Source organism: Brevibacillus sp. YAE8 (assembly GCF_057543335.1).
This window is the reverse complement of the sequence record NZ_BAAIYG010000008.1, coordinates 85,929-107,020: the sequence shown is the minus strand read 5'-3', so window position 1 is coordinate 107,020 and position 21,092 is coordinate 85,929. Positions and strand designations below refer to the sequence as shown.

Sequence of the window (21,092 nt, the reverse complement as noted above, 5' to 3'; positions counted from 1 at the left end):
AACAAGCAGCACTTTCCGACTAGGGAAAGTGCTGTTTCTTTTGGCAAGAGAGAGGCACAAAACAGAAGAGGGGGACATGGCGAGGAACGGCATTGGCAGCAAGTACCAATGGCTTTGAAGCGGTTTGACGCGCCTCTAGTTGGCGGCGAGAGCAGCTTGCAGTTTTTCCAGCAAGGAGACAGCCTGAATCTCGTTTTGCTCGATGGCCTGCAAAAGCTGTACAGCTTGCTTGCTTTGCTCCTCTGCATTTGGTTCGCCGCCAGCCGGGAAAGGAAACAGTCTGGTCAGCTTGCCGAAGTCGTCCGCGATAGCGGCGTAAAGCGCGGCTGCTTCCTTGAGCAGCGGGCGCGCTTCATCCAGCGAAGGGTCAGTCCACGTGTCGGCGATTTCCGTAAAGAACCGGTAGGCGTTGCAGCGGGCGTCGTGTGCGACCGCTGTGGTGTAGGCGTTTCCGTTTGGCTCGATGGTTCCTTTGGCAAAAGCCGCCTGCCAGGCAGGATAGGCAGCCAGGCCGTAGATGAAGTTGGCGTTTTGCCCTTCCTGGCCGCGGTAATGCGCCAGGGCTGAATCCAGAGCGTTAGCCAGCATCGTGCGCTGGTCGATGGGGAGCGTCTCTTCGATGGCGAGCACAAACAGCTCTGCCACCAGTCCGCGCCCCAGATGCTCATACGGCACCGTGCCGTCGTTGCCGCAGTTGTCTCCGGCGTGCAGCAGCTTGGCTTCATCCTCGTAACCGTAGATCAGGCCAAATTCAGGCATGAACAAGTCCCAGGCGAGCACCGGATTTCCTTTGTCAACCGCGTGGTGAATCAGCTCCAGTGCCTGAGGCAGCAGGGCAGGAAGCTGCCGCTTTTCGCGCGCGGCAGGGCTGAGCAGCGCGGGATCGACCTGGTTCGCATTCGGGCCAGGCGTGCCGTCCAACTGCTCCTGGCAGACGGAACGAGGCTTGAAGCCCATGTTCCGCAAGCCTTGCTCCAGAACGGGCTGGAAGTAAAACATGGTTGGCCCCGCAATATGAATGCTCTTTGGAACGATCGTCAGGCGGAAGGCGTGCCCGCTCAAACCGAGAACCAGCGGCAGGGACAGCTTTCGTTCCGTACACTCGACTAATCCGTGCAACGCTGCCCCGCATGTAATCCATGTTTTCAGCTTCATGGCTTCCGGCTTTTTCAAAACGACTTTTTTCATAATTCCCGCATCCTTTCGCATTTGCACATAGTGGTCAACAACGAGGCGAATTTTTTCCTGCACGAGCTTTTTGCGTGAGCGAGACAGCACCTGGTACACATTTGCCTGGGTCATCTCGAACATGCGCGCAATCTCGTGAGGGGCCAGATGGTCAAAAAAGTGAGATTCGACGATCCGCCGTTCGCGCGGGCTGAGGCAGTGCAGCAAGCTTTTGATCGTCGTAAACAGCTCGCGGCGCATCAAGACCTCCTCGGGGTTGCCGTTGCTCTCGGCTGCGGTCGACCAGCTACGGCCAAGCCTGTGCAAAATGCTGTCGAGATCCTCCCAGTCGGTCGGCTCTGCCTCGCCCGTTTGCCTGGTTAGCCCGGAAAAGACCTGCTCCCGTGCTTGCGGTCCCTTTTTCAGACGCGTGTACGCCTGATTGCGCACAATCCGGTGCAGCCAGGGCAGGAAGCGGCGGCTGTCGACCAGCGTACCCAGGTGGAGGAAGGCGCGAATGAGCGCGTCCTGGACGATGTCTTCCGCGAGATAGGCTTCCTGGGTGTACGAACGGGCGTAGCCGTACACTTTGGAGCGGTGGCGTCTGACCAGTTCGCCAAACGCCTCCTGATCTCCGGCTTTTGCCCGTTCTACCAAAGTCTCGTCCTGCTCCTCTTCTCTTTGACTGGCAGGCTTGATAACCAAATGATCCATTGCCAAAACTCCTCGTTGTTAGTTGACTTACTGCATAGACTACCGGGCGCAGGATTTTCTGACAGATGCGTAAAAACTTTTTGTAAAAAATTTATTTGCAAGCGGCGGACATAGACTCCGGCCTGATTTGCTGCGGGTTGGCCGGATTTGTAAGAAATTCCACTCTACCCTATAATGAACATACACGAACAAAAAGGGGGAAGGAAAGTACATGAAGCTGATTTCTGTCACAGGAGAGAGTGTAGCGCCGGGCAAGGGCGGCTCGCCATCCGATACATTTGACCGTTCGATTGCGACGTGGGAAGACAATGGGCAGCAAAAAACGGTGACCGTGACCTACTGTCGCTACTTCGGCAAAGTGTTGGCCGAGCGGGGCATCTACGACCAGGAGGCGGAAGGGATTCCGGTCACGCATCTGGTCGCTCCGCTGTTTGAAGAAAAGTACCCCGGGCAAAAAGAAACGCGTCACTACATTAACGATACGGAAAGCTTTGTGGCCCTGTTTGAAGGCTTTTCCCTGCCCAAATGGAAGGAACGCTACGCGAGTGCCCTGACCTCGGCATGAGGAGAGCGCAGCTATAGCGCCCGTGTGTAAAAGTCAAAAGATTCTGAGCCAGCATCAGACACATAGCTCAAACTTTGCGGAGGGCATGCTAAGGACAACCATTTACTGGAGATGATTAGCATGCTTTCTGTATGGATGACGCTTCTGCTCATGGCTTCCGCCAGCCCGGCAGGCTCGCTTGGCGCAGCATCGCCGCAGGCCACTGTGATCGCTTCGCCTGCGGCGGTTCAGGAGTTCGACGCTTTTTTGCAAGATTGGAGGGGCGGGCTTGCGCTTGCTTCGCTGCGCCATCCGCTGTTTGACCTGACAAGGGTATCCGGCGGCGTCAGCGGAGCTGTGAATACGATCGTGTTTTCCGGGGAGGCGCACGGTGCCGCAGGGGAAATCTCGCTCGTGTTTTATTCGCTGGACGGAGACAGGATATACTCTCCGCCGGGCACAGTGACTGTCGCGCGCGTCGATGACAGGCACAGGCAGTTCCACGTGGCGGCGGCGATACCGCGAGTGCTGCAAGGCCGCACAGGGGTTGTACAGGTGACGTTTTCCGGGGAGAAAAGAGCTTCCTATTTGCTGAAAGTCCGATTTTGACGGCGGGACGCCAGGCGTCAACTGCCGTTGCGGCTGGCCGTGGACCAAGTGCTGGCCGTTCGGTTCGAAGGGAGAAGGAGAGGAGGGCTGCTGTTGATTGAGGTAAAAGAAGTCAGCAAACAGTTCGGGACGATCACAGCGGTCCGCGATTTGACGTTTCGCGTGGAAGAGGGCGAGGTGTACGGCCTGTTGGGCGAAAACGGCGCCGGGAAGACGACGACGATGCGCATGATGGCGACGATTCTCGCGCCGACTGCGGGAGACATCGAGATCAGCGGATTTTCGGTGCGGCACGAGCCTTTGGAGGTGCGGCGCAGAATCGGCATCCTGTTTGGCGGGGAAGTCGGCTTGTACAGTCGGCTGACAGCCAGGGAAAACATCGCCTACTTCGGTAGCCTCTATGGCTTGCCGCCGTCGCGGGTGCAGGAGCGGATCGACAGCCTGAGCCGCATTTTGGAGATGGAGCCGTTTATCGACAGGCGCGTCGGCGCTTTTTCCCGGGGAATGAAGCAAAAAGTGGCAATCGCCCGCACGCTTGTCCACGATCCTGACGTCATTTTGCTGGATGAGCCGACGACAGGGCTCGACGTGACGGCTGCTACCATTTTTCGCCGGATGGTGACAAGGCTGCAGGAGGAAGGCAAGACGATCCTGTTTTCCAGCCACAACATGGGCGAAATCAACAAGCTGTGCAAGCGGGTGGCTCTGATCCACAAAGGCCGGCTGCGCTTTTCCGGGGGATTGGACGCCTTGCGCAAGCAGTTTGGGACTGACGATCTGGACGACATCTTCATGGCGGTTGTGGAAGGGGGCGAGCACTGATGGACTGGCAAATCATCTGGACCGTTTTCAAAAAGGAGCTGCTCGACCTGTTTCGCGACCGGAAGGCGTGGCTGGGGACGTTTCTCGTGCCCTTGGTGATTATTCCGTTTGTGTTTTTTTTATTGGGCAACTCCTACAGCAACGTGGAAAAGGAAGCGCGGGAATACGTGCCGCTGGCTGTTCACGGCTCCTCCAAGCTGATTAAGTCCCTGCAAGAAAACCAAGGGGTCAAAATTCTTCAGCCGCCTGATCCCGAGCAAGCGCTGCAGGCGGGGCAACTGCGCGCGATCATTACGATCCCGGAATCGTTTGACGAGCAGATTCAGGCGGGGAAAACGGCCACACTGCACGTCGCTTTTGACTCGACCAATTCCAAGTCAGTCTACGCCCGCGATCTGATCGAGCGGACCGTAGAGGCGTACAGCAAGGAGATTGTGGCGAAGCGGCTCAAGCAGGCAGGCTTGTCCGAGCAGACGATTCAGCCGATCGCGCCTGACTTTCAAAACGTAGCGTCGGAAGAAAGGCAGTCGGGCGGGATGCTCGCAGGCATCATTCCGCTCATGCTCGTCGTGTCGCTCGCCTCTGGAGGAATCGCCTCCGCCAACGACCTCGTCGCGGGGGAAAAAGAGCGGGGGACGCTGGAGTCGCTTCTGACGGCGCCGATTGCCGCCAACCACATTCTGACGGCGAAGCTTTTGGCGGTCATGGTGATGAGTATCATGAGTGCGGGAGCCTCGCTCATCTCGGTATCGCTGGTGATGAGCATGGGGCCGTTTGGAGGGGCAGGCGACCATTTTTCGCTCGCGTTTTTCTCGCCTGTTACCTTGCTCGTGCTGATCGTCGTCATCCTGCTCATGGCGGCGACGTTTGCCGGACTGGAGCTGATGCTCAGCACGATTGCAAAGTCTTTTAAAGAAGGACAGACGTACATGAGCGGAGTCATCTTCCTGGCGATGGTGCCGTCGTACATGCTGATGCCGCAAAGCCCGGTGGACATCGCGGAGCATTACTACGCGCTGCCCGTGTTCAATGGCGTGGCGCTGTGCAAGGAAGTGTTTTACGGCAAGGTCGACCCGCTGCACGCGTTGGTCGGCATCGGTTCTTCGCTGGTGTACGTGGCGATCACGATTTTTTTCGCCTCGCGACTGTTCCGCAGAGAAGGGGCTGGATTGAAAAACTGATCGGGAGGGAGTAAATCCAGGCTGTCTGTTGCCCATGTCGCTGCCATTGTGAGAAGGCTGGTGAATGTCGTGAATCCGCTGTACATCGGTGTGCTGTACGTGCTTGCTTCGGCTGCGGGCTTTGGCGTCATGTCCATTTTTGCCGTGTATGCCTATGGAGCAGGCGTTTCGGTATCTACGCTCTTGTTTTTGCGCTTTTTGTTTGCTGCTGTGCTGTTTTTCGGCCTCTTGGCCTGGCGCAAGGAGTCGCTGCGGCTCAATCGTCGCCAGGTGCTCGCCCTGTTTTTTCTGGGCGGCATTTTGTACACGCTGCAATCGCTCAGCTTTTTTTCCGCAGTTCAGTACATTCCGACCTCGATGGCGGCGTTGCTGCTGTACACGTTTCCCGTGTTTGTGGCGGTCCTGAGCTATTTTGTGGAAAAAGAGCCGCTGACGAAAAAGACCGTTTTCGCCATGCTGCTGTCTTTGCTGGGCCTGGGGCTGGTGCTTGGGCTGTCGTTTGGCGGCATTCAGCCGCTCGGAGTCGTGTTGGCGCTCGCGGCAGCGCTGTTTTACTCGGTGTACATCATCGTGGGCAACCGGGTCGTAAAAGGTTTGTCCCCGTATGTGACGTCGGGTTACATCTCGTTGTTTGCAGCCGCGTCGACCTTTTTGATCGCGCAAAAAGAAGGAGGCGTCGACCTGGCCTTTGCTCTGGCGGGCTGGTGGGCCTTGGGCGGGATCGTCGTTTTTTCTACAGTCATGGCGATCAGCTTTTTCTTCCGCGGCCTGCAGTTGACCGGCTCGACCAAAGCTTCCGTGCTGAGTACGTCCGAGCCAGTCGTGACGATCGTGTTCTCGGCCCTGTTGTTCGGCGAAGCGTTCAGCCTGCTCCAACTGCTCGGCGGCTGCGCGGTGCTGGCGGGCGCGGCCCTGATCGTCGCAGGCAAGGAGCCGAAGCCAGGTCGGGCGGAGGAAGGGGAAGCGTCTGCGGCGCGGGTGATTGAATCGTAGAGGAAAAGCGCTTCTGTGTGGCGGTAGTGGCGGTGCTGGCAGGAGCGAGTTGATCGTCGCAGGGAAAGAGCCGAAACCAGATCGGGCGGAGGAAGGGAAAGCGTCTGTGGCGCGTGTGATTGAATCGTAGAGGGAAAAGCGCTTCTGCGCGGCGGCATTGAGGCTGCTGGCAGGAGCGCTTTTTTGTATCGTTTATCGTATCGGAAAAGAACTGGGCCGTAGCTTATGGATTTCTTAGCGTGAGCGAATGAAAAAGCAGAAGTTCCGTTGCCCTTACCGTCGGCAGCAAGCTTTTTGCAAGCAAACAGCCTGCCAAAACGCGCTCATTTTGCCGTTCCTGTCTCGGTAAATGTGTTTCTCCGCTTGTTTGGAGAAGCCCTCAAATCGCGAGGCAGCAACAGAAAACTGACGGCTACTCTTCCATCTGCGAGCGGATCAGCCAGCCCGCTCCGTACACGCCCGCGTCGTTGCCCAGTGTGGCAGCCACAATCTCGGTTGCTTCCACGACGTAAGCGAACGGAACAAACCGCGCAAACGCATCGCGAATGCGGGAAAAGAGGAAGTCGCCTGCCGCCGCCACGCCGCCCCCGATAACAAATTTGGCCGGATTCAAAACAATCGCCAGATGCGAGAGGGCAAGGCCCAGGTAGAGCGCCACCTGGTCGGCGATGGCAAGAGCAGCGACGTCGCCTGCTACGGCTGCTTCGAACACGTCCTTTGCCCCGAGCTTGCCTTTTTCGGCCAGCACGGAAGCGAGGTACGGGCTCGTTCCGTTTTCGGCAGCGAGGTGCCCTTCGCGGATAATGGCGGTGGCGGAGGTGTACGTTTCCAGACAGCCTGTTTTGCCGCAATTGCAGAGAGCGCCGCTGTCTGGCGTCATGGTGATGTGCCCGATTTCGCCGCCGACTCCGTTCATGCCGTGAACGACTTTTCCGTTCAGGATGACGCCGCCGCCGACTCCTGTGCCAATCGTAATCAGCACGAGGTCTTGTGCGCCTTGGCCTGCGCCCTGCCACATTTCGCCCAGTGCCGCCGCATTGGCGTCGTTGTCGACTGCGACTGGCCGCCCTGTAAGTGCTTCCAGCTTTTGCTTCAATAAGACAGGCTTGGTCCAGTGCAGGTTGACGGCTTGCATGACGATTCCGTTTTGGGCATCAATAGGTCCGGGGATTCCTACGCCGATTCCGCTCACTTGCTCCGGCGCATAGCCGTGTTTGTGCAGAAGAACGCGGGTCATCTCCGCGATTTTTCGCAGTACGCCATCTTCTCCATCTGCGACAGGTGTCGGCTCGTGCGTTTTCGCTACCAGCTCACCATCCGGGGTAATCAACGCTATTTTGATTGCCGTTCCGCCCACGTCAACACCAACGATGATTTTGTTCACAACTGTCCCCTCGCTCTCCTTTTTGCCATCTTTTTCTATATTATCACGCTGTTACCCGCATAGCGATTCCCAAAAATGGCTATACAGGATATGATGGAAGGAAGTACACCCGTGAGCGAGGGAAGGAAGAAGGGATCTGCCTTGAAACGAGCCAGATTGATCTACAATCCGAGCTCCGGCCGGGAAATCGTGCGGCGACGATTGCCGGATATTCTCGATTTGATGGAATCGGCCGGATACGAAACCTCCTGCCATGCAACCAGAGGGGAAGATGATGCGACCGAGGAAGCTGCCCGCGCCGTGGCCCGCGGCTTCGACGTCATCCTGGCTGCTGGCGGAGACGGAACCATATACGAAGTTGTGAACGGGATGGCGGAGCAAAAAGCACGCCCCACCCTTGGCATTATCCCCTGCGGAACCAGCAACGATTTTGCCCGGGCGGTAGGCATACCGAAGTCGATCACGCGCGCCACGGAAATCATCGCCAAAGGCAAGAAGAAGCGCATCGACCTGGGCCGGATCAACAACCGTTATTTCATGAATATTGCGGGAGGCGGCTCCCTCACCAACCTGACCTATGAGGTCCCGAGCAAGCTGAAAACGCTGCTGGGCCAGATGGCGTACTACGTCAAAGGGTTGGAGAAGCTGCCCTCCCTGCACCCGATCCGGGTCCGCCTGGAAAATCGCAAGGAAGTGCTGCTGGACGAGGAGATCATGGTGTTTCTCATCGCCAACAGCCATGCGGTCGGCGGCTTCGACAAGCTCGCCCCGGAGGCCGATTTGTCAGACGGCAAGCTGGATGTCATCGTCGTGAAAAAGACGAACATCGCCGAATTTATCCGCCTCGCGACACAAGCGGTTCGCGGCGAGCATTTGCGCGACCCCAACATCCTGTATTTCCAGGCAGACTACATCAAAGCGACCTCTCCCACAGGCGAGGTGGTCCAGCTCAATCTGGACGGCGAGCTCGGCGGACAGTTGCCGTGCGTCGTGGAAGCTTTGCCAGGACATATCGAGTTGTTCGTCCCGTAGGAAGATAGTAAAATGAATAGCAATAGCCGTAGGGATGCCGCGTTCGCTGTGCATCCCTGCCTGCTTCCTTGAGCAAAAAGCAGCCGGGAAGCCAGAGCGCAAGACAAAAGGAGCAAACGAAACGTGGCAAAAACAACAAAAAAGCGGCGCGGACCGCAGCAGACCGCCAAGGTGGAGCTGGACGTCCCGGTACGTGTCGGCCAAACTTTGGAAGTGGAGATAACCGGACTGAACCACGAGGGCGCTGGAGTCGGCCGGATTGAAGGATATACGCTGTTCGTAGACGGCGCACTCGCAGGCGAGCGAGTCCACGCGCGCGTCGACCATGTCAAAAAGAACTTCGGCTTCGCCAAGCTGACGAAAGTGGTGGAAGCCAGCACATACCGCGCGCACCCACCCTGTCCGCTTTACGACCGTTGCGGCGGCTGTTCGCTGCAGCACCTCGCCTACGAGGAACAACTGCGGCACAAGCAGCAAATCGTCCGCGACAACCTGCGCCGCATCGGCGGCTTTCAGGTGGAGGGAGAAGGAGCAATCACGGTGCACCCGACGCTCGGTATGAGCGATCCATGGCGCTACCGCAACAAGGCACAGGTGCCAATCGGCGAGGAAAACGGCGCCTTGGTCGGCGGCTTTTACGCGGAAAAATCCCACTCCATCATCGACATGAACGAATGCCTCATCCAGCACCAAAAGAACGACGAGGCGGTCGCCACCGTGAAGAGAGCCGCTGCTGCTCTCGGCATCAAGCCGTACGACGAAGTGCGCGGCACAGGCTTGCTGCGCCACGTAGTCGTCAAGGTGGGGGTAAAGACGGGCGAAGTCATGGTCGTGCTCGTGACGACCGCGGAGGCGATTCCGCAGCGGGACAAGCTCGTGGAAGCGATCCGCACCGAGGTGGCGGGCGTCGCCAGCATCGTGCAAAACATCAACCCGGACAAGACCAACGTCATTTTCGGCAAAAAGACTGTGACACTCTGGGGCAGCGACGTCATTTACGATTACATCGGCCCGATCAAATTCGCGATCTCGGCGCGGTCGTTCTACCAGGTCAACCCGGCACAGACGGAAGTGCTGTACAACAAAACGTTGGAGTACGCCGGCGCGACAGGGACGGAAACGGTCATCGACGCCTATTGCGGCATCGGCACGATCTCGCTGTTTTTGGCGCAGAAGTCGAAGCATGTGTACGGCGTGGAAATCGTCCCGGAAGCGATCGCGGATGCGAACCGCAACGCCCGGTTGAACGGCGTGGAGAACGCGACATTCGAGGCAGGCCCGGCAGAGGTCGTGATTCCGGCGTGGAAGGAGCAGGGGATCCGCGCCGATGTAATCGTGGTCGACCCGCCGCGCAAGGGCTGCGATGAGGCGCTGTTGACGACAATTTTGGAAATGCAGCCGGAGCGCGTGGTGTACGTGTCGTGTAACCCGTCGACGCTGGCAAGGGATTTGAAGGTATTGGCGGAGCGGTATGAGGTGAAGGAAGTGCAGCCGGTGGATATGTTTCCGCATACGGGGCATGTGGAGTGCGTAATAGGAATGCAACGAATCGATACGTAGAAATCCTTTGTTTTCAACACTTTGCGCGTTTTATGACTTTCACGGCAGACGGCAACGACTTCAAAAATAAGTTGCTCAAAGACAAAATCGAGGTTTCGGTCGTTTTGGACCTGGATTTGGACGTCGGGTGTGTAGACATGTGAGATGGTTGTGCCAAGCTAATAATTTCAAAAGTTTGAGTGTTTAAGAGAGCGTCCTTAGTGGATGTTCTCTTTTTATATAGATATTTTTCAATTGGGGAAAAACCGTTGACAAAAGTAATACCTCTATTGTCCGGCTCACTCAATTTGGAGGGCATTCTTAATAAGGCTTGGGTTTATGTTAAAATTAGGTTGTTATTTTATAAAGCATGATGGAAGGGAATTAGTTGATGAAGGGACGGTTGCATTGAATATATTTAAACAGATACGAATATGGAATAATGAAAATTGTCCCTGTGGAAGTGGCAAAAAATACGGTTTCTGTTGCAAAAATAAGAAGATTTCTTCTGAGAAAAAATCCCAAAAGCCGCCCGAGGTTCAATTAATGGAACTGATGAGAAAGTCTATGAAAAAAATTTGTATGCATCCTGAACAAGCGCAATGCAAAGGGAGAATCAAGGGTGCACATGCTTTACAGAACAATAAAATTATTACTTTGCTTGCGGGCGAAGGACGACATGTCTACATGTTAGATTCCAAAAAGAAACCTCTCATAGTTCCAATGTTGAACGGAAAATCAGAAGTAATTGTTGAGGTAAGTAGAACAAGTGCAAACGATGCGACTACTGAAACTTGTTTTTGCGATTTACATGATAATACTGTATTCGCAGCCATAGAAAAAGGAGCGCCGGATTTTGAAGAAACGAATGAGAAAATGAAATTCATATATGCATATAAGGCCTTTATCTTCGAGTATTACAAGCAACGGATGTCGATAGATATTTTTAGATCGATGTTTGTGAAACAACCTGTTGCATTTAAAGCTCCTACGATGGTGGGCTTTTATAGAATGCTTCAATTGAAAATGAAGGAATTCGAACCAGTGAAAGCTCATTTCGATGAACAAATACTATCGAAAACGTATGGAGGTATCGAAACCTGCGTCATTAAAATACCTGAGCAGATTAAATTTGCTGTTTACTCTTATATAGCTCTTGATTATGATTTAGATGGAAAAAAAATTAAACACACTGTTAAGGGAATTATGCATCGGCTTGCTGTGACTGTTTTTCCTGAAATAAATCAGTCGTACATTTTATTAAGTTGTTTGGAAGGCGAAAAGCATATATATGAAATGCTATTCCATCAATTGAAAAATGCTTCAATTGATAGAATTAAATTTTATTTGTCGACGATTTTACCATTATATTCAGAAAACATGGTTCTGAGTGCAGATTTGTGGAATGCTTGGGACGATGAGACTAAGATGGCGTATACTTTCTATGCAAATTTAAAAGGGCCGGATTTCATTAGATTCAGCAAAGTTATTGGGATGGTACTTCGAAAAGCAAACCGTAAAAGTACAGAAATTGACTTTAGCAAACGAGGGAAAATCGATTTATTTCCGATTTGAAATTGCTCTCCAAGATGTTTTTACAGACTCCAAAAAATCAAAAATAACAACAGAAGTTAACGATATGGATTGAGATATTAGTTCAAGAGAACGCTCTTTATACGGCGTTCTCTTTTTATATAGATACTCTCAAAAAGCCGGTTGTCCTGAAATATCAGCGCAACCGGCTTTTTTGCGTGAAAGGAGAAGTGTAGGATGACCAAGGTGATCGCCCTCGCCAATCAGAAAGGCGGCGTTGGCAAGACCACAACGGCGGTCAATCTGGGGATCGGTTTGGCAGCCGAGGGGAAAAAGGTTTTACTGGTTGATGCGGACGCGCAAGGCAACCTGACGGATTCGTTAGGTTTCCACGAGCCGGATAATTTGTCGGTATCTTTGGCGACATTGCTGGCGAAGACGATGCTGGAAGAATCCTATAAAGCGCGGGAAGGTATTTTGCATCACCATGAAGGCGTTGACCTGATGCCAGGCAATATTGAATTGTCCGCTGTTGAGGTATCGCTCGTCAATACGATGAGCAGAGAAACGATTTTGCGTTCGTACATCGATTCGGTTAAAGCCGATTACGACTACGTGCTGATCGATTGCATGCCGAGTTTGGGCATGTTGACCATCAATGCGTTGGCGGCAGCAGACAGCGTCATTATCCCCGTTCAAGCACACTATTTGCCCGCCAAGGGAATGACACAGCTCTTGCAGACCATTGCCCGTGTGCGCAGGCAAATCAATCCGAAGCTGGTTTTGAACGGCGTGCTGCTCACGATGGTCGACAGCCGGACGAAATTTGCCAAAGACATTTCCTTTATTCTTCGGCGCGACTACGGCGACAAGCTGCGCGTGTTCAACACCGAAATTCCCTTATCCGTTCGCGCGGCGGAAACAAGCGCCAAGGGGAAAAGCATCTACGTCCATGATCCGGATGGGAAAGCTGCGGAGGCTTATGCCGCCTTTACGAAGGAGGTGCAGAGCATTGGCAGCGAAAGACGACATGCGCGCCAGCATCAAACTGACCACAGTCGCTGATTTATTCTCCACCGAGGAGAGCCGCGCCGATGAAAAGCGGGAAAAAGTGTTGGACATCCCTTTATCTGCAATCAGCGATTTTCCCGGCCATCCGTTCAAGGTGAAGGCGGACGAAGCGATGTTGGAAATGGCGGATAGCGTGAAGCAATACGGCGTTCTCGTTCCCGGACTGGTACGTCCGAAAGGTGATGGCGGCTACGAAATGGTAGCCGGGCATCGGCGCAAAAAAGCGAGCGAACTGGCAGGCAAAGAAACGCTGCCCTGCATCGTTCGCGAACTGGACGACGATCAGGCGACGATCATCATGGTGGACAGCAACCTGCAACGGGAAAATATTGCGCCAAGCGAGAAAGCATTTGCCTATAAGATGAAGTTGGAGGCGATGAAGAGACAGGCGGGCAGACCGAGTAAAGAAAATTCTACCCAAGTTGGGCAGGATTTACGAGGAAAATATTCAGTTGAAATTTTGGCAGATCAGGCAGGCGAAAGCCGTAATCAAATCCAGCGCTATATCCGCCTTACCGAACTGACCCCCTCCATTCTCGAAATGGTGGATGATAAACGAATCGCCTTCAATCCGGCCGTAGAGATTTCTTACTTGGCCGAAGAAGAACAGCATGCCCTGTACGAAACGATGCAGTCCGAAGACTGCACGCCTTCGCTGGCGCAGGCGCAGCGCATGAAAAAACTGAGCCAGGACGGGCGGCTTAACGTGGATGTCATCTTCTCGATTCTCACGGAGGAGAAGCCGAACCAGAAAGAAAAAATGACCATTCGGCGCGAGCGGATCGACCGTTTCTTCCCGAGGGACTTTACCGAAAAGCAAAAGGAAGATCTGATCGTACAACTGCTGGAAAGCTGGTATAAAAAACGGCAACGGGAACTGGAACGTTAACCTGAATCCAGTTCGGCAGGCACTCTCCCCTAGACGGAGAGCTTTTTTATACCCATTTTTGGGGAGGCGATTCATGATGTATTTCACGAAAGGGAGGCGTCGTCAATATGAGCGCCTGATGCAAGAAAAGCCGGGTTTCAACCGCTTCGAAGTTCTGGAGGATGAGATCGAACAACCGCGCACGCGAAACAAGAACTCTCGTAATGTCGGCCTATCAAAGCAAAACCGGGGAACGAGGAATGACAGCAATTTTCCAGGAAATGAGGACGGACAATGGAAGAAATAAAGCGAATGGTGGACAACTATGAAGTCGTTCAGGCCATCTCCATCGGGAAGGTGGAAGTGCTGCTTGGTGTAGACGAAACCAATGCCGAACGGCCGTACATGGTTTGTACCTGCACCCGAAACAATTCTTTGGGTGTCGAGCAATTTTACGCGATTGCGGCCGGCGCGGATTATCTTGAGGCCATGCATGACTTTGTTTCCCGCGTGCAATGGGAACTGGAGGATCTCAAAGAAGAAAGGGCCAGTGTCAAGGTGCCCCTATCTCCCCTTACCCAAGTCCAATGCCAGCCGATTCGCGAAGAGATGCGCATTGACCACCAGGTTGTTGTCATCCGGCCGGAACGGTTGCGACCTGAATACCGCACCGCTGTTAACCAGCTTGTGCTGGCGCTAAGCGGTTTTGGCACCTCTGCCAATTCCCGAGGTCGCGCCGTCTACGTGATCAATCTGTATACCGGAGAAGAGGCTCGCTGGAATCGGGAGGATTTTATGGGTCTGATAAAACCGGAGCATATGCCTGCATGGGCGCAAGAAAAATTGGAGTAGCATCAGATTGGAACTCAGCAAAAGCCGAAGCAACGTGACGAAGCCCGGTAAAGTCAATCGACAGCACTTCAATTTTGGTTTGAAAGGAGACGTGAGCGATGTCGTGGACGTATCGGCACCGCAAGGCGCTTATCATCGCGGCGATTGCCGTAAGCGTTTGTTTACTGGCTGCTGCGGCCATTTATTCTCTGATTAAGCAATCAGAGCAAGAGCAGAAACAACAGCAAATGAAGGAACATTATGAAAGGCAAATCGAAGAATTGAAAACGATAGAGGAACAATCGCGCAGAAGCGTTTGGACTGTGGCGCACGCTGTTCCGGCCGGCGGCATCGTGAAGGCGGAAGACCTCAAGTCTGTTCCGCTGCCTGCGAATCTGGTGCCGCAAGGAATGATTACTGATCAGAACGCGGTCATTGGCAAAAGCGCCAAAATCGAATTAGAGCCAGGCACGCCGTTGATGCCTTCCATGCTGTACGAGGGCGCGCCAATCCCAAAGGATTTGCGGGTGCAGGAGTTTCAAGTCATTCAGCTTCCCTCCAATCTGCAAAAGGGACAGTACATCGACGTGCGAATCAACTTCCCGACTGGCGAGGATTTTGTCTTGCTGGCGAAGAAGAAGGCGCGGGAGTTGTCCGGCAATGTCATCTGGCTGGAAATGAACGAGCTGGATCTATTACGGACTTCAAGCGCGATCATCGATGCCTACTTGCAAGGCGCGCGGCTGTATGCCCTGCCCTACATCGAGCCGGGCTTGCAGGAATCGGCAGTAGTCAATTATCCCGCCAATCCGAAGGTGCTCGACTTGATGGATCATGATCCGAACCTGCTAGAAAAAGCGACAACCGAGCTTGCCCGCCAACTGCGAACGACACTGGATGACAATCTGAAGGCGATGAGCGAGTCGGACAAACTGCGCGTAACGAGCGGCAGCGTAACGGTTCAGCAGCAACTGCAAAACGAACGGATTGTCACGCAGCAAGGCAATGCCATGCATGAGGCGACCCCATCGCCGCCGCCGGCAGGCGCAACGGCTACGGTCGATCAGGAACCGCCAGCTGCGCAGCCGCTGCCCACCTCTTCCGTTCCGACAACGACGAGTGAGAATCGGCCGGAAACGTCAGCGGAGTCTACATCATCTGTTTCAACAGAACCGGCGCCAGCTTCGTCGTCTGGAGAGCCTGCAAAAGTGGATAAATTGGAGCAAATTTTTAATCAGTGAAGGAGGCCGTTATGAAAAAAGTCGTGTTTTTCGGCGCGCCGGACAAAAGCCACTTGCTCCTTGTGCTGGGCAAGCTGCTCACGGCGATGGAGCGAAAGGTGCTGATCGTGGATTCCACCCTTGCCCAGTCCATGCAAGGCTATTTGCCGCGAGGGGAATTCGGCGATTCGCTGCGGGAGTTTGAAGGCATCGATGTGGCGACCGGGCTCATCACGCCAGCGCAATTGGAACGCTCCCTGCTTCAAGCCGAAGGCGAAGCGGCCTACGATGTCATGCTGCTCGACACCGATCACACCGAACTTGTGAAGGGACGAGAGTTGCCGGGCTATGACAAGCGGGTTTGGTGCAGCAATTGGAGCCGGCTCGGCATGCATAAAAACGCGGAGTTGATGCAGCGGCTGTGCCTTCACGAAGCGGAAGGCCAGCCGCTCACGTTTTACAAACTGATTGCTCCCACTCTGCAGATCGCCATGCCTGAGACCTATTTCGATTCGCTGCTGCCGCAGCAGGCTGTACGCTGGGAGGAAGCGATATTCCGCTTTCCGCTGGACGAACGGGATATGTCGGTCGAACTGGACAACCAGCATCATGGCCGCATTGACATCAGGCGGCTGTCCGGGGCGTATCGCCGGAACGTGCTGGACATGCTGCAACAGTTGTTTGATTGCGATGCCAAAACGGCCCGGCGTGCATGGGCGCGTGCGCGAAAGCGTGCGTGAACCCGGTAAAGTCGCATGAAAGGAGATGAAGGAATGGGTTTTACCGTGGTGTTTTGGAGTCCGGTTTCGGGACAGGCCGGTACGACGAGCAACCTGATCGCCGCCGCGGCGCTGCTCGGATTGGAATACTCCTCGCGCCTTTTGCTGCTTGGGCATTTGCAAAGTGAATACGCGGCCATCGAACGCAGCTTTTACCCGAGACGGGGCTGGATGAGCAAAGCGGACACCCCGCCTGACGCGGGCATCGACTCGCTGCTCAGGCTCTTGCAGAACCGCAAGCTGGAACCGAACAGGTTGCGGGATTACACGCTGCCGCTGCTCGCCGACCGACTCGACATCCTTCCGGGATCGAACAAGCCGGATGCATCGTTTGTTTCCGCCGCACAGGAATGGCTTGCGCCTCTTTTGGAACTGACAAGGCGCGCTTACGATCTGGTATTGCTGGACGGCGGAAGCGGCAACCTGTCGGCGTGGACACAGGCGCTGCTGCGTCAGGCGGATTTGCTGGTCGTCTGTTTGCCGCAAAACGCGCTCAAGCTGGAGCAGGTCTTTCCGCTGGTGGAGGCGCAGCTTCAGCCCGACCGGAAGCATTTGCTTGTATTCGGACAATACGATCCTCGCTCCGCTTTGACCGTTAAGAATATCAAGCGCCAGTTCCATCGGCGGGAGCCAGCGTACCCGATTGTCCATAATACGGGCTGGCTGGACGCGACCCAACAAGGAGAAGCCGTCCGTTTTTTATTTCGCAACCGGCAGGTGCCGCGCAGTCATGAAAATGCTTCTTTTATGAAACAAGTGCGGACATTGGCGCAGGCGATCATCAACAACGCCGGACTGGACAAGCCTCTTTTCGGAGGGAAGGAGGATGATAACCGATGATGTTCGCGCTGAACGGTTTGCTTCTGGCGGGCATCCTCGTTGCGATCGGCGTCTTGCTCTATTTGCGTATGAGCCGCCGCTTGCCGGAGCAGCCGGACGAAAAGCCGGTCTATACGCTGGAAGCGATGACCGTGTTTGTGAAAGAGGCGCTGCACGAGATGACGAGCAGCAACCTGATTGACTTCGGCTTGTCGGAAGAAGAATACCGCCGCCGCAAAAACAAGCGCGCAGAACTGAAGAAGGCGCTGCGGGGCTGCACGTCCGGAGATTTGCGGGACAAGGCGTATATGAAGCAGGTCATCTCCGATTTGCTCGAACAGCGTTATACCTTGGACGATAATAACCTGAATCGCCTCCTGCCGTTTGACGACCCGCAGGCGCTCACATCGCAAGATCAATTTGACATCCTGCTCTATCTCTATAAAAAACAACATCGTTTGAAAGCGCTGGACGAACTGATCCGCAAATATGAACTGGACTGCCCCAAACGGAGCTTGGAAGACGAAGAGACTGAGTCGTACCGGATTACCGCCGACGAAATTCGCGATATTTACAAGCAGGAAGCGCGCAGGCTGTCTGTCGAGGACAAAACCCAGATCGTTGTGCAGCGGATCTACCAGCAGTACAAAGGGTTTAGCGTCATCGACGAAATCCGCGACATGAAAATCGACGGCGTATCGGGCGGCGTATCCGGCATCCCCCCGGCGATGTGGGAAGGCGAATGGAGCCTGGAGGAAGAAGCGCTGCTGCGCGAGGTGCCAAGGTCGCATGACAGCGTGTGGCTGTTTTATAAAGGGAAATCCATTCATTTGAGCTTCCTGTCCTTCGGCTCGGAGCAAGAACTGAGGCGCGTGTGCCAGAACGTGTACAAACATAATTTTCCCGGTCAATTGTCCGAGGCGAACGGCTTTAAGGTGAACGAAATGGCCGACGGCTCCCGCGTCGTCGTGCTGCGCCCCCGGTTCAGCGAATCGTGGGCTTTTTTTGTGCGCAAATTCGATGTGCAAAACGCCGCGCTCGAACAATTGATTCAGGACGACAACGCCGAGCTGCCCATCGGACTGATCCGATATCTCGTCATGGGCGAGCGTATCACGGCCATCACCGGCGCGCAGGGCAGCGGCAAAACGACGCTCTTGATGGCGATGGTGTGCTACATTCCGGCCATCTTGCCGATCCGGGTGCAGGAAATGAGCTTTGAGCTTCAACTTCGGAAAATATACCGGGAACGCAACATTTTAAGCTTGCGGGAAACGGAAACGATCTCCGGGCAGGACGGTCTGGACATCCAGAAAAAAACGGACGGCTCGGTCAATATTTTGGGAGAAGTGGCGACCGACCCGGTTGCAGCCTGGATGGTGCAGATGGCGCAGGTCGCTTCGCTGTTCACCTTGTTTACGCATCATGCCAAAACGTTCCGCGATCTCGTCTATTCGCTGCGCAATTCGCTGCTGAAGACAGGGGTGTTTACGAACGAAAAAGTGGCCGAGCAGCAGGTCGTCAGCGTCATCAACTTCGACATTCACCTCAGGCGGGACGCGGACGGACATCGCTACATCGAACGGATTACCGAATGCGTTCCGGTGGAGCAGGAGACGGCCTATCCGGAGACGTTCCGCCTCAAAACGACGACCGAGGAGAAAATGACGGCGTTCATGGAGACGATGCTGGAATATTTCCGCCGCTCGACGGACCGCCCGCTTTATGTCGCGCGGAACGTTATCGAATACCGAGACGGACGCTATGTCGCCGTTCATCCGTTGTCCGAGCGAAGCCGAAAGGAAATCGCCGCATGCCTCGCCGGGCCGGACCAGGCGGCGTTCGAGGCGTTTTTGGCGGTTCACTGGGGGGATCGCGATGAAGCTTGAATGGCTGTCCCTGTTGCTGGGCGCCGCGACGGTATTGTTCCTCGCGATGGTGGCGGCGTTTCAATGGGTATCCCGCCACGGTTCGGACGCGGAGGCCGTTCGGCGGTATGAAGCGCTGCGCAAACCGGGCAAAGCCCGCAAGAAGCAAGCGCTGCACAGCGTGTTGCAGCAGTTGTATCGCCTATGCGAACACGTACCGATTCTACGCGCTTATTTGCACCAACTTCGCAAACGAATGACCATTCTCCAGCTTGGCGACGAATGGAAGCTGCGGCTGGAGACGATGAAGACGGCGCTTCTCATATGGGGCGTGCTGCTCGCGGCGGCTGTTCCGCTGGCGCTCGGCGTGCGCGACCCGGCCGCGCTCGGCATGATGGGCATCGGCTTCTGGGTTGGCCACGGGATCTTTTCGGACAACCTGATCCATCGGCTGGAGACGCGACTGCTGCGGCAACTCCGGCATTTTTTCTCGGATGTGCGTCATCATTATCATCGTCATGGCATGGTGGAAGAAGCCATTTATGAAGCGGCGGACGGCGCGCCGTATGAGATGGCGCTGCACGGACACGAAATATACGAAGTGCTCACGGCAAGCGACGCCGAGCAGCGGCTGGCGCAGTATATCGAGAGCGCGCCGAACCGCTATTTGCAGGGCTTGGCCGGGCTGTCGCATCTGGTGAAGGAATACGGCGACAAACGAACCGCAGCCGGTTCCGTGTACTTGAAGGCGCTCGGGAAGCTCGCGACAGAACTGAATCTGGAACTGCTGCGCCGCGAGCGCCTCAGTTTCCTGTTGCAAGGACTGACCGCCATCGCGCTGTTGCCGCTCTTGTTTACCCGGCCGATCGAAGCTTGGGCCAGCCATTACTTTCCGGCCATGGACGCCTTTTATGCGAGCACGACCGGCTGGATCGTGAAAATCGGCCTGATTGCGGTCGTATGGCTGTCCTACGTCCTGCTGCGGAACATTCAGGAGCTGGACGCGAGTCCAAAACCAACCGGCCGAAAAAGATGGGAGAAACGGGTTTGCGAATGGCCGTGGATGCGCTGGGTTGTGCATCGTTTCGGTCCCGCCCCCGGTTCCCGGGAAGCTGACCGCATGGTCAAGCTGCTTAAAGACACCGCGTCGCCGCTTCGGCTGGAATGGCTCTATGTGCAGCGCATCGTGGCGGGGGGCATGGCTTTTCTGGCAGTGCTCGGGATGTTTATTACGCTTCATGCCGCAAGCCGGCATCAAATCCTGTATGTGCCGGTAAAGCCGGGCATCCTGTTCGGCCAACTTTCGCCGGAGGAGGAAGCCAAGGCGCGCGAGGCGGCGGCGCTCGATCGCCGCATCATCGATCGCGTAAAGGAGGTGAAGCACCGCACCGAAGAAACGGTGATGGCCCTGCTCCGCAGCGAAACGCCGACGGCGAATCAGGACGATCAGCTTCGCGCCGCGGCTCGGCGCATTATGGTCAAGCTCACGAAGCTGGACAATCAGTATGTGAAGTGGTGGGAAGCGCTCCTCGCCGCTCTCGCGGGATGGGGCGGCTACGCCATGCCGGTCGGCGTTCGGTTGTTCCAGCGGCGCATGCGGCAGATGGAGATGAAGCATGAAGTGGATCAACTGCATGCCGTCATCGCCATGCTGGCGGATATGGACCGGATGTCGGTCGAGCATCTGCTCATCTGGATGGAACAGTTTGCCCGAGTGTTCAAGGAACCGCTGCAAACCTGCTTGCTTCACTTCGAACAGGGCGCGGATCAGGCGCTGGCGCAGCTGAAAGAGGATGCGCCGTTTGTGCCGTTCGTCCGCACGGTCGAAAAGCTGGAACTGGCGGCGCAAAGTTTGCCGATCCGGGAAGCGTTCGACGACCTGGAGTCGGAACAGGCTTACGCGCAGGAGCAGCGCAAACAGGAGTACGAGCAATTGATCGAGCAAAAGGCGGGCTGGGGAAAATGGATCGGGTTTGCGCCGATGATGGCCCTCATTTTCGGTTATCTGGTCATTCCGCTCGTCATCGTCAGCTTGCACCAGATGTCCGTTTACTACGAACAGATTCAACGCATTCAGTAAACGGACATGTTGCGGCGCTTTCCAATCGGGAAGTGTCT

The 21,092-nt window shown here is 55.2% G+C and carries 19 protein-coding genes; 17 read left to right on the top strand and 2 right to left on the bottom strand.

Features of this window, described 5'->3' with window-relative positions:
- Positions 1-135: 135 nt before the first annotated feature.
- The gene (locus tag AC27IT_RS13440) at positions 136-1,881 is read right to left on the bottom strand and encodes an RNA polymerase sigma factor (RefSeq protein ID WP_487091832.1); all 1,746 of its coding nucleotides are present in this window, start codon (positions 1,879-1,881) and stop codon (positions 136-138) included.
- Positions 1,882-2,092: 211 nt separating this feature from the next.
- On the opposite strand from AC27IT_RS13440, the gene AC27IT_RS13435 reads away from it, so the two are divergent.
- The 5 genes from AC27IT_RS13435 to AC27IT_RS13415 all read left to right on the top strand — a co-directional run bounded on the left by AC27IT_RS13435 (position 2,093) and on the right by AC27IT_RS13415 (position 6,030).
- Positions 2,093-2,446 carry a hypothetical protein gene (locus AC27IT_RS13435; protein ID WP_005832542.1) on the top strand — a complete coding sequence of 118 codons (354 nt, stop codon included), beginning with the start codon at positions 2,093-2,095 and terminating at the stop codon, positions 2,444-2,446.
- 120 nt (positions 2,447-2,566) lie between these two features.
- The gene (locus AC27IT_RS13430; protein WP_122953190.1) at positions 2,567-3,034 is read left to right on the top strand and encodes a hypothetical protein; all 468 of its coding nucleotides are present in this window, start codon (positions 2,567-2,569) and stop codon (positions 3,032-3,034) included.
- Between the two features lie 93 nt (positions 3,035-3,127).
- Positions 3,128-3,856, top strand: coding sequence for an ABC transporter ATP-binding protein (locus tag AC27IT_RS13425; RefSeq protein ID WP_025847326.1), 729 nt, complete (start codon positions 3,128-3,130; stop codon positions 3,854-3,856).
- Entirely contained in the window at positions 3,856-5,037 is a 1,182-nt protein-coding gene (locus AC27IT_RS13420; protein ID WP_005832536.1) for an ABC transporter permease, read from the top strand. The genes AC27IT_RS13425 and AC27IT_RS13420 overlap by 1 nt, the downstream gene beginning before the upstream one ends.
- Positions 5,038-5,106: 69 nt before the next feature.
- Positions 5,107-6,030 carry a DMT family transporter gene (locus AC27IT_RS13415; protein WP_483073081.1) on the top strand — a complete coding sequence of 308 codons (924 nt, stop codon included), beginning with the start codon at positions 5,107-5,109 and terminating at the stop codon, positions 6,028-6,030.
- 412 nt (positions 6,031-6,442) lie between these two features.
- Here AC27IT_RS13415 and AC27IT_RS13410 read toward each other — a convergent pair whose 3' ends face one another.
- The gene (locus AC27IT_RS13410) at positions 6,443-7,414 is read right to left on the bottom strand and encodes an ROK family glucokinase (RefSeq protein ID WP_238503192.1); all 972 of its coding nucleotides are present in this window, start codon (positions 7,412-7,414) and stop codon (positions 6,443-6,445) included.
- 141 nt (positions 7,415-7,555) lie between these two features.
- On the opposite strand from AC27IT_RS13410, the gene AC27IT_RS13405 reads away from it, so the two are divergent.
- From AC27IT_RS13405 to AC27IT_RS13350, 12 genes are all read left to right on the top strand, one after another.
- The gene (locus AC27IT_RS13405) at positions 7,556-8,446 is read left to right on the top strand and encodes a diacylglycerol kinase (protein WP_005832529.1); all 891 of its coding nucleotides are present in this window, start codon (positions 7,556-7,558) and stop codon (positions 8,444-8,446) included.
- A 123-nt stretch (positions 8,447-8,569) separates the two neighbouring features.
- The gene (rlmD, locus tag AC27IT_RS13400) at positions 8,570-10,006 is read left to right on the top strand and encodes a 23S rRNA (uracil(1939)-C(5))-methyltransferase RlmD (protein WP_327944897.1); all 1,437 of its coding nucleotides are present in this window, start codon (positions 8,570-8,572) and stop codon (positions 10,004-10,006) included.
- 318 nt (positions 10,007-10,324) lie between these two features.
- Entirely contained in the window at positions 10,325-11,560 is a 1,236-nt protein-coding gene (locus tag AC27IT_RS13395) for a hypothetical protein (RefSeq protein WP_283858639.1), read from the top strand.
- A 195-nt stretch (positions 11,561-11,755) separates the two neighbouring features.
- Entirely contained in the window at positions 11,756-12,583 is an 828-nt protein-coding gene (locus AC27IT_RS13390; protein ID WP_036623525.1) for a ParA family protein, read from the top strand.
- Entirely contained in the window at positions 12,531-13,478 is a 948-nt protein-coding gene (locus AC27IT_RS13385) for a ParB/RepB/Spo0J family partition protein (protein WP_425325241.1), read from the top strand. Before AC27IT_RS13390 ends, AC27IT_RS13385 begins: the two co-directional genes overlap by 53 nt.
- A 73-nt stretch (positions 13,479-13,551) precedes the next feature.
- The gene (locus AC27IT_RS13380; RefSeq protein ID WP_036623523.1) at positions 13,552-13,764 is read left to right on the top strand and encodes a hypothetical protein; all 213 of its coding nucleotides are present in this window, start codon (positions 13,552-13,554) and stop codon (positions 13,762-13,764) included.
- Positions 13,752-14,309 carry a hypothetical protein gene (locus AC27IT_RS13375; protein WP_487091831.1) on the top strand — a complete coding sequence of 186 codons (558 nt, stop codon included), beginning with the start codon at positions 13,752-13,754 and terminating at the stop codon, positions 14,307-14,309. Before AC27IT_RS13380 ends, AC27IT_RS13375 begins: the two co-directional genes overlap by 13 nt.
- A 98-nt stretch (positions 14,310-14,407) precedes the next feature.
- Positions 14,408-15,529, top strand: coding sequence for an SAF domain-containing protein (locus tag AC27IT_RS13370; protein WP_036623520.1), 1,122 nt, complete (start codon positions 14,408-14,410; stop codon positions 15,527-15,529).
- Between the two features lie 11 nt (positions 15,530-15,540).
- On the top strand, positions 15,541-16,248 hold the full coding sequence (locus tag AC27IT_RS13365) for a hypothetical protein (RefSeq protein WP_036623518.1): 708 nt from the start codon (positions 15,541-15,543) through the stop codon (positions 16,246-16,248).
- A gap of 33 nt (positions 16,249-16,281) precedes the next feature.
- On the top strand, positions 16,282-17,127 hold the full coding sequence (locus AC27IT_RS13360; RefSeq protein WP_283858640.1) for a CpaE/TadZ family protein: 846 nt from the start codon (positions 16,282-16,284) through the stop codon (positions 17,125-17,127).
- Positions 17,124-18,995 (top strand): ATPase, T2SS/T4P/T4SS family, encoded by a 1,872-nt coding sequence (locus AC27IT_RS13355; protein WP_283858641.1) that lies wholly within the window; start codon positions 17,124-17,126, stop codon positions 18,993-18,995. Before AC27IT_RS13360 ends, AC27IT_RS13355 begins: the two co-directional genes overlap by 4 nt.
- Complete coding sequence (locus AC27IT_RS13350) at positions 18,985-21,054, top strand: hypothetical protein (RefSeq protein ID WP_283858642.1); 2,070 nt, start codon at positions 18,985-18,987, stop codon at positions 21,052-21,054. Before AC27IT_RS13355 ends, AC27IT_RS13350 begins: the two co-directional genes overlap by 11 nt.
- Positions 21,055-21,092 lie beyond the last annotated feature (38 nt).

Coding starts and splice junctions, on each gene's coding strand:
- AC27IT_RS13440 (WP_487091832.1), bottom strand. CDS start 1,881: ATGGATCATTTGGTTATCAAGCCTGCCAGTCAAAGAGAAGAGGAGCAG.
- AC27IT_RS13435 (WP_005832542.1), top strand. CDS start 2,093: ATGAAGCTGATTTCTGTCACAGGAGAGAGTGTAGCGCCGGGCAAGGGC.
- AC27IT_RS13430 (WP_122953190.1), top strand. CDS start 2,567: ATGCTTTCTGTATGGATGACGCTTCTGCTCATGGCTTCCGCCAGCCCG.
- AC27IT_RS13420 (WP_005832536.1), top strand. CDS start 3,856: ATGGACTGGCAAATCATCTGGACCGTTTTCAAAAAGGAGCTGCTCGAC.
- AC27IT_RS13395 (WP_283858639.1), top strand. CDS start 10,325: ATGTTAAAATTAGGTTGTTATTTTATAAAGCATGATGGAAGGGAATTA.
- AC27IT_RS13390 (WP_036623525.1), top strand. CDS start 11,756: ATGACCAAGGTGATCGCCCTCGCCAATCAGAAAGGCGGCGTTGGCAAG.
- AC27IT_RS13380 (WP_036623523.1), top strand. CDS start 13,552: ATGATGTATTTCACGAAAGGGAGGCGTCGTCAATATGAGCGCCTGATG.
- AC27IT_RS13375 (WP_487091831.1), top strand. CDS start 13,752: ATGGAAGAAATAAAGCGAATGGTGGACAACTATGAAGTCGTTCAGGCC.
- AC27IT_RS13370 (WP_036623520.1), top strand. CDS start 14,408: ATGTCGTGGACGTATCGGCACCGCAAGGCGCTTATCATCGCGGCGATT.
- AC27IT_RS13365 (WP_036623518.1), top strand. CDS start 15,541: ATGAAAAAAGTCGTGTTTTTCGGCGCGCCGGACAAAAGCCACTTGCTC.
- AC27IT_RS13360 (WP_283858640.1), top strand. CDS start 16,282: ATGGGTTTTACCGTGGTGTTTTGGAGTCCGGTTTCGGGACAGGCCGGT.
- AC27IT_RS13355 (WP_283858641.1), top strand. CDS start 17,124: ATGATGTTCGCGCTGAACGGTTTGCTTCTGGCGGGCATCCTCGTTGCG.
- AC27IT_RS13350 (WP_283858642.1), top strand. CDS start 18,985: ATGAAGCTTGAATGGCTGTCCCTGTTGCTGGGCGCCGCGACGGTATTG.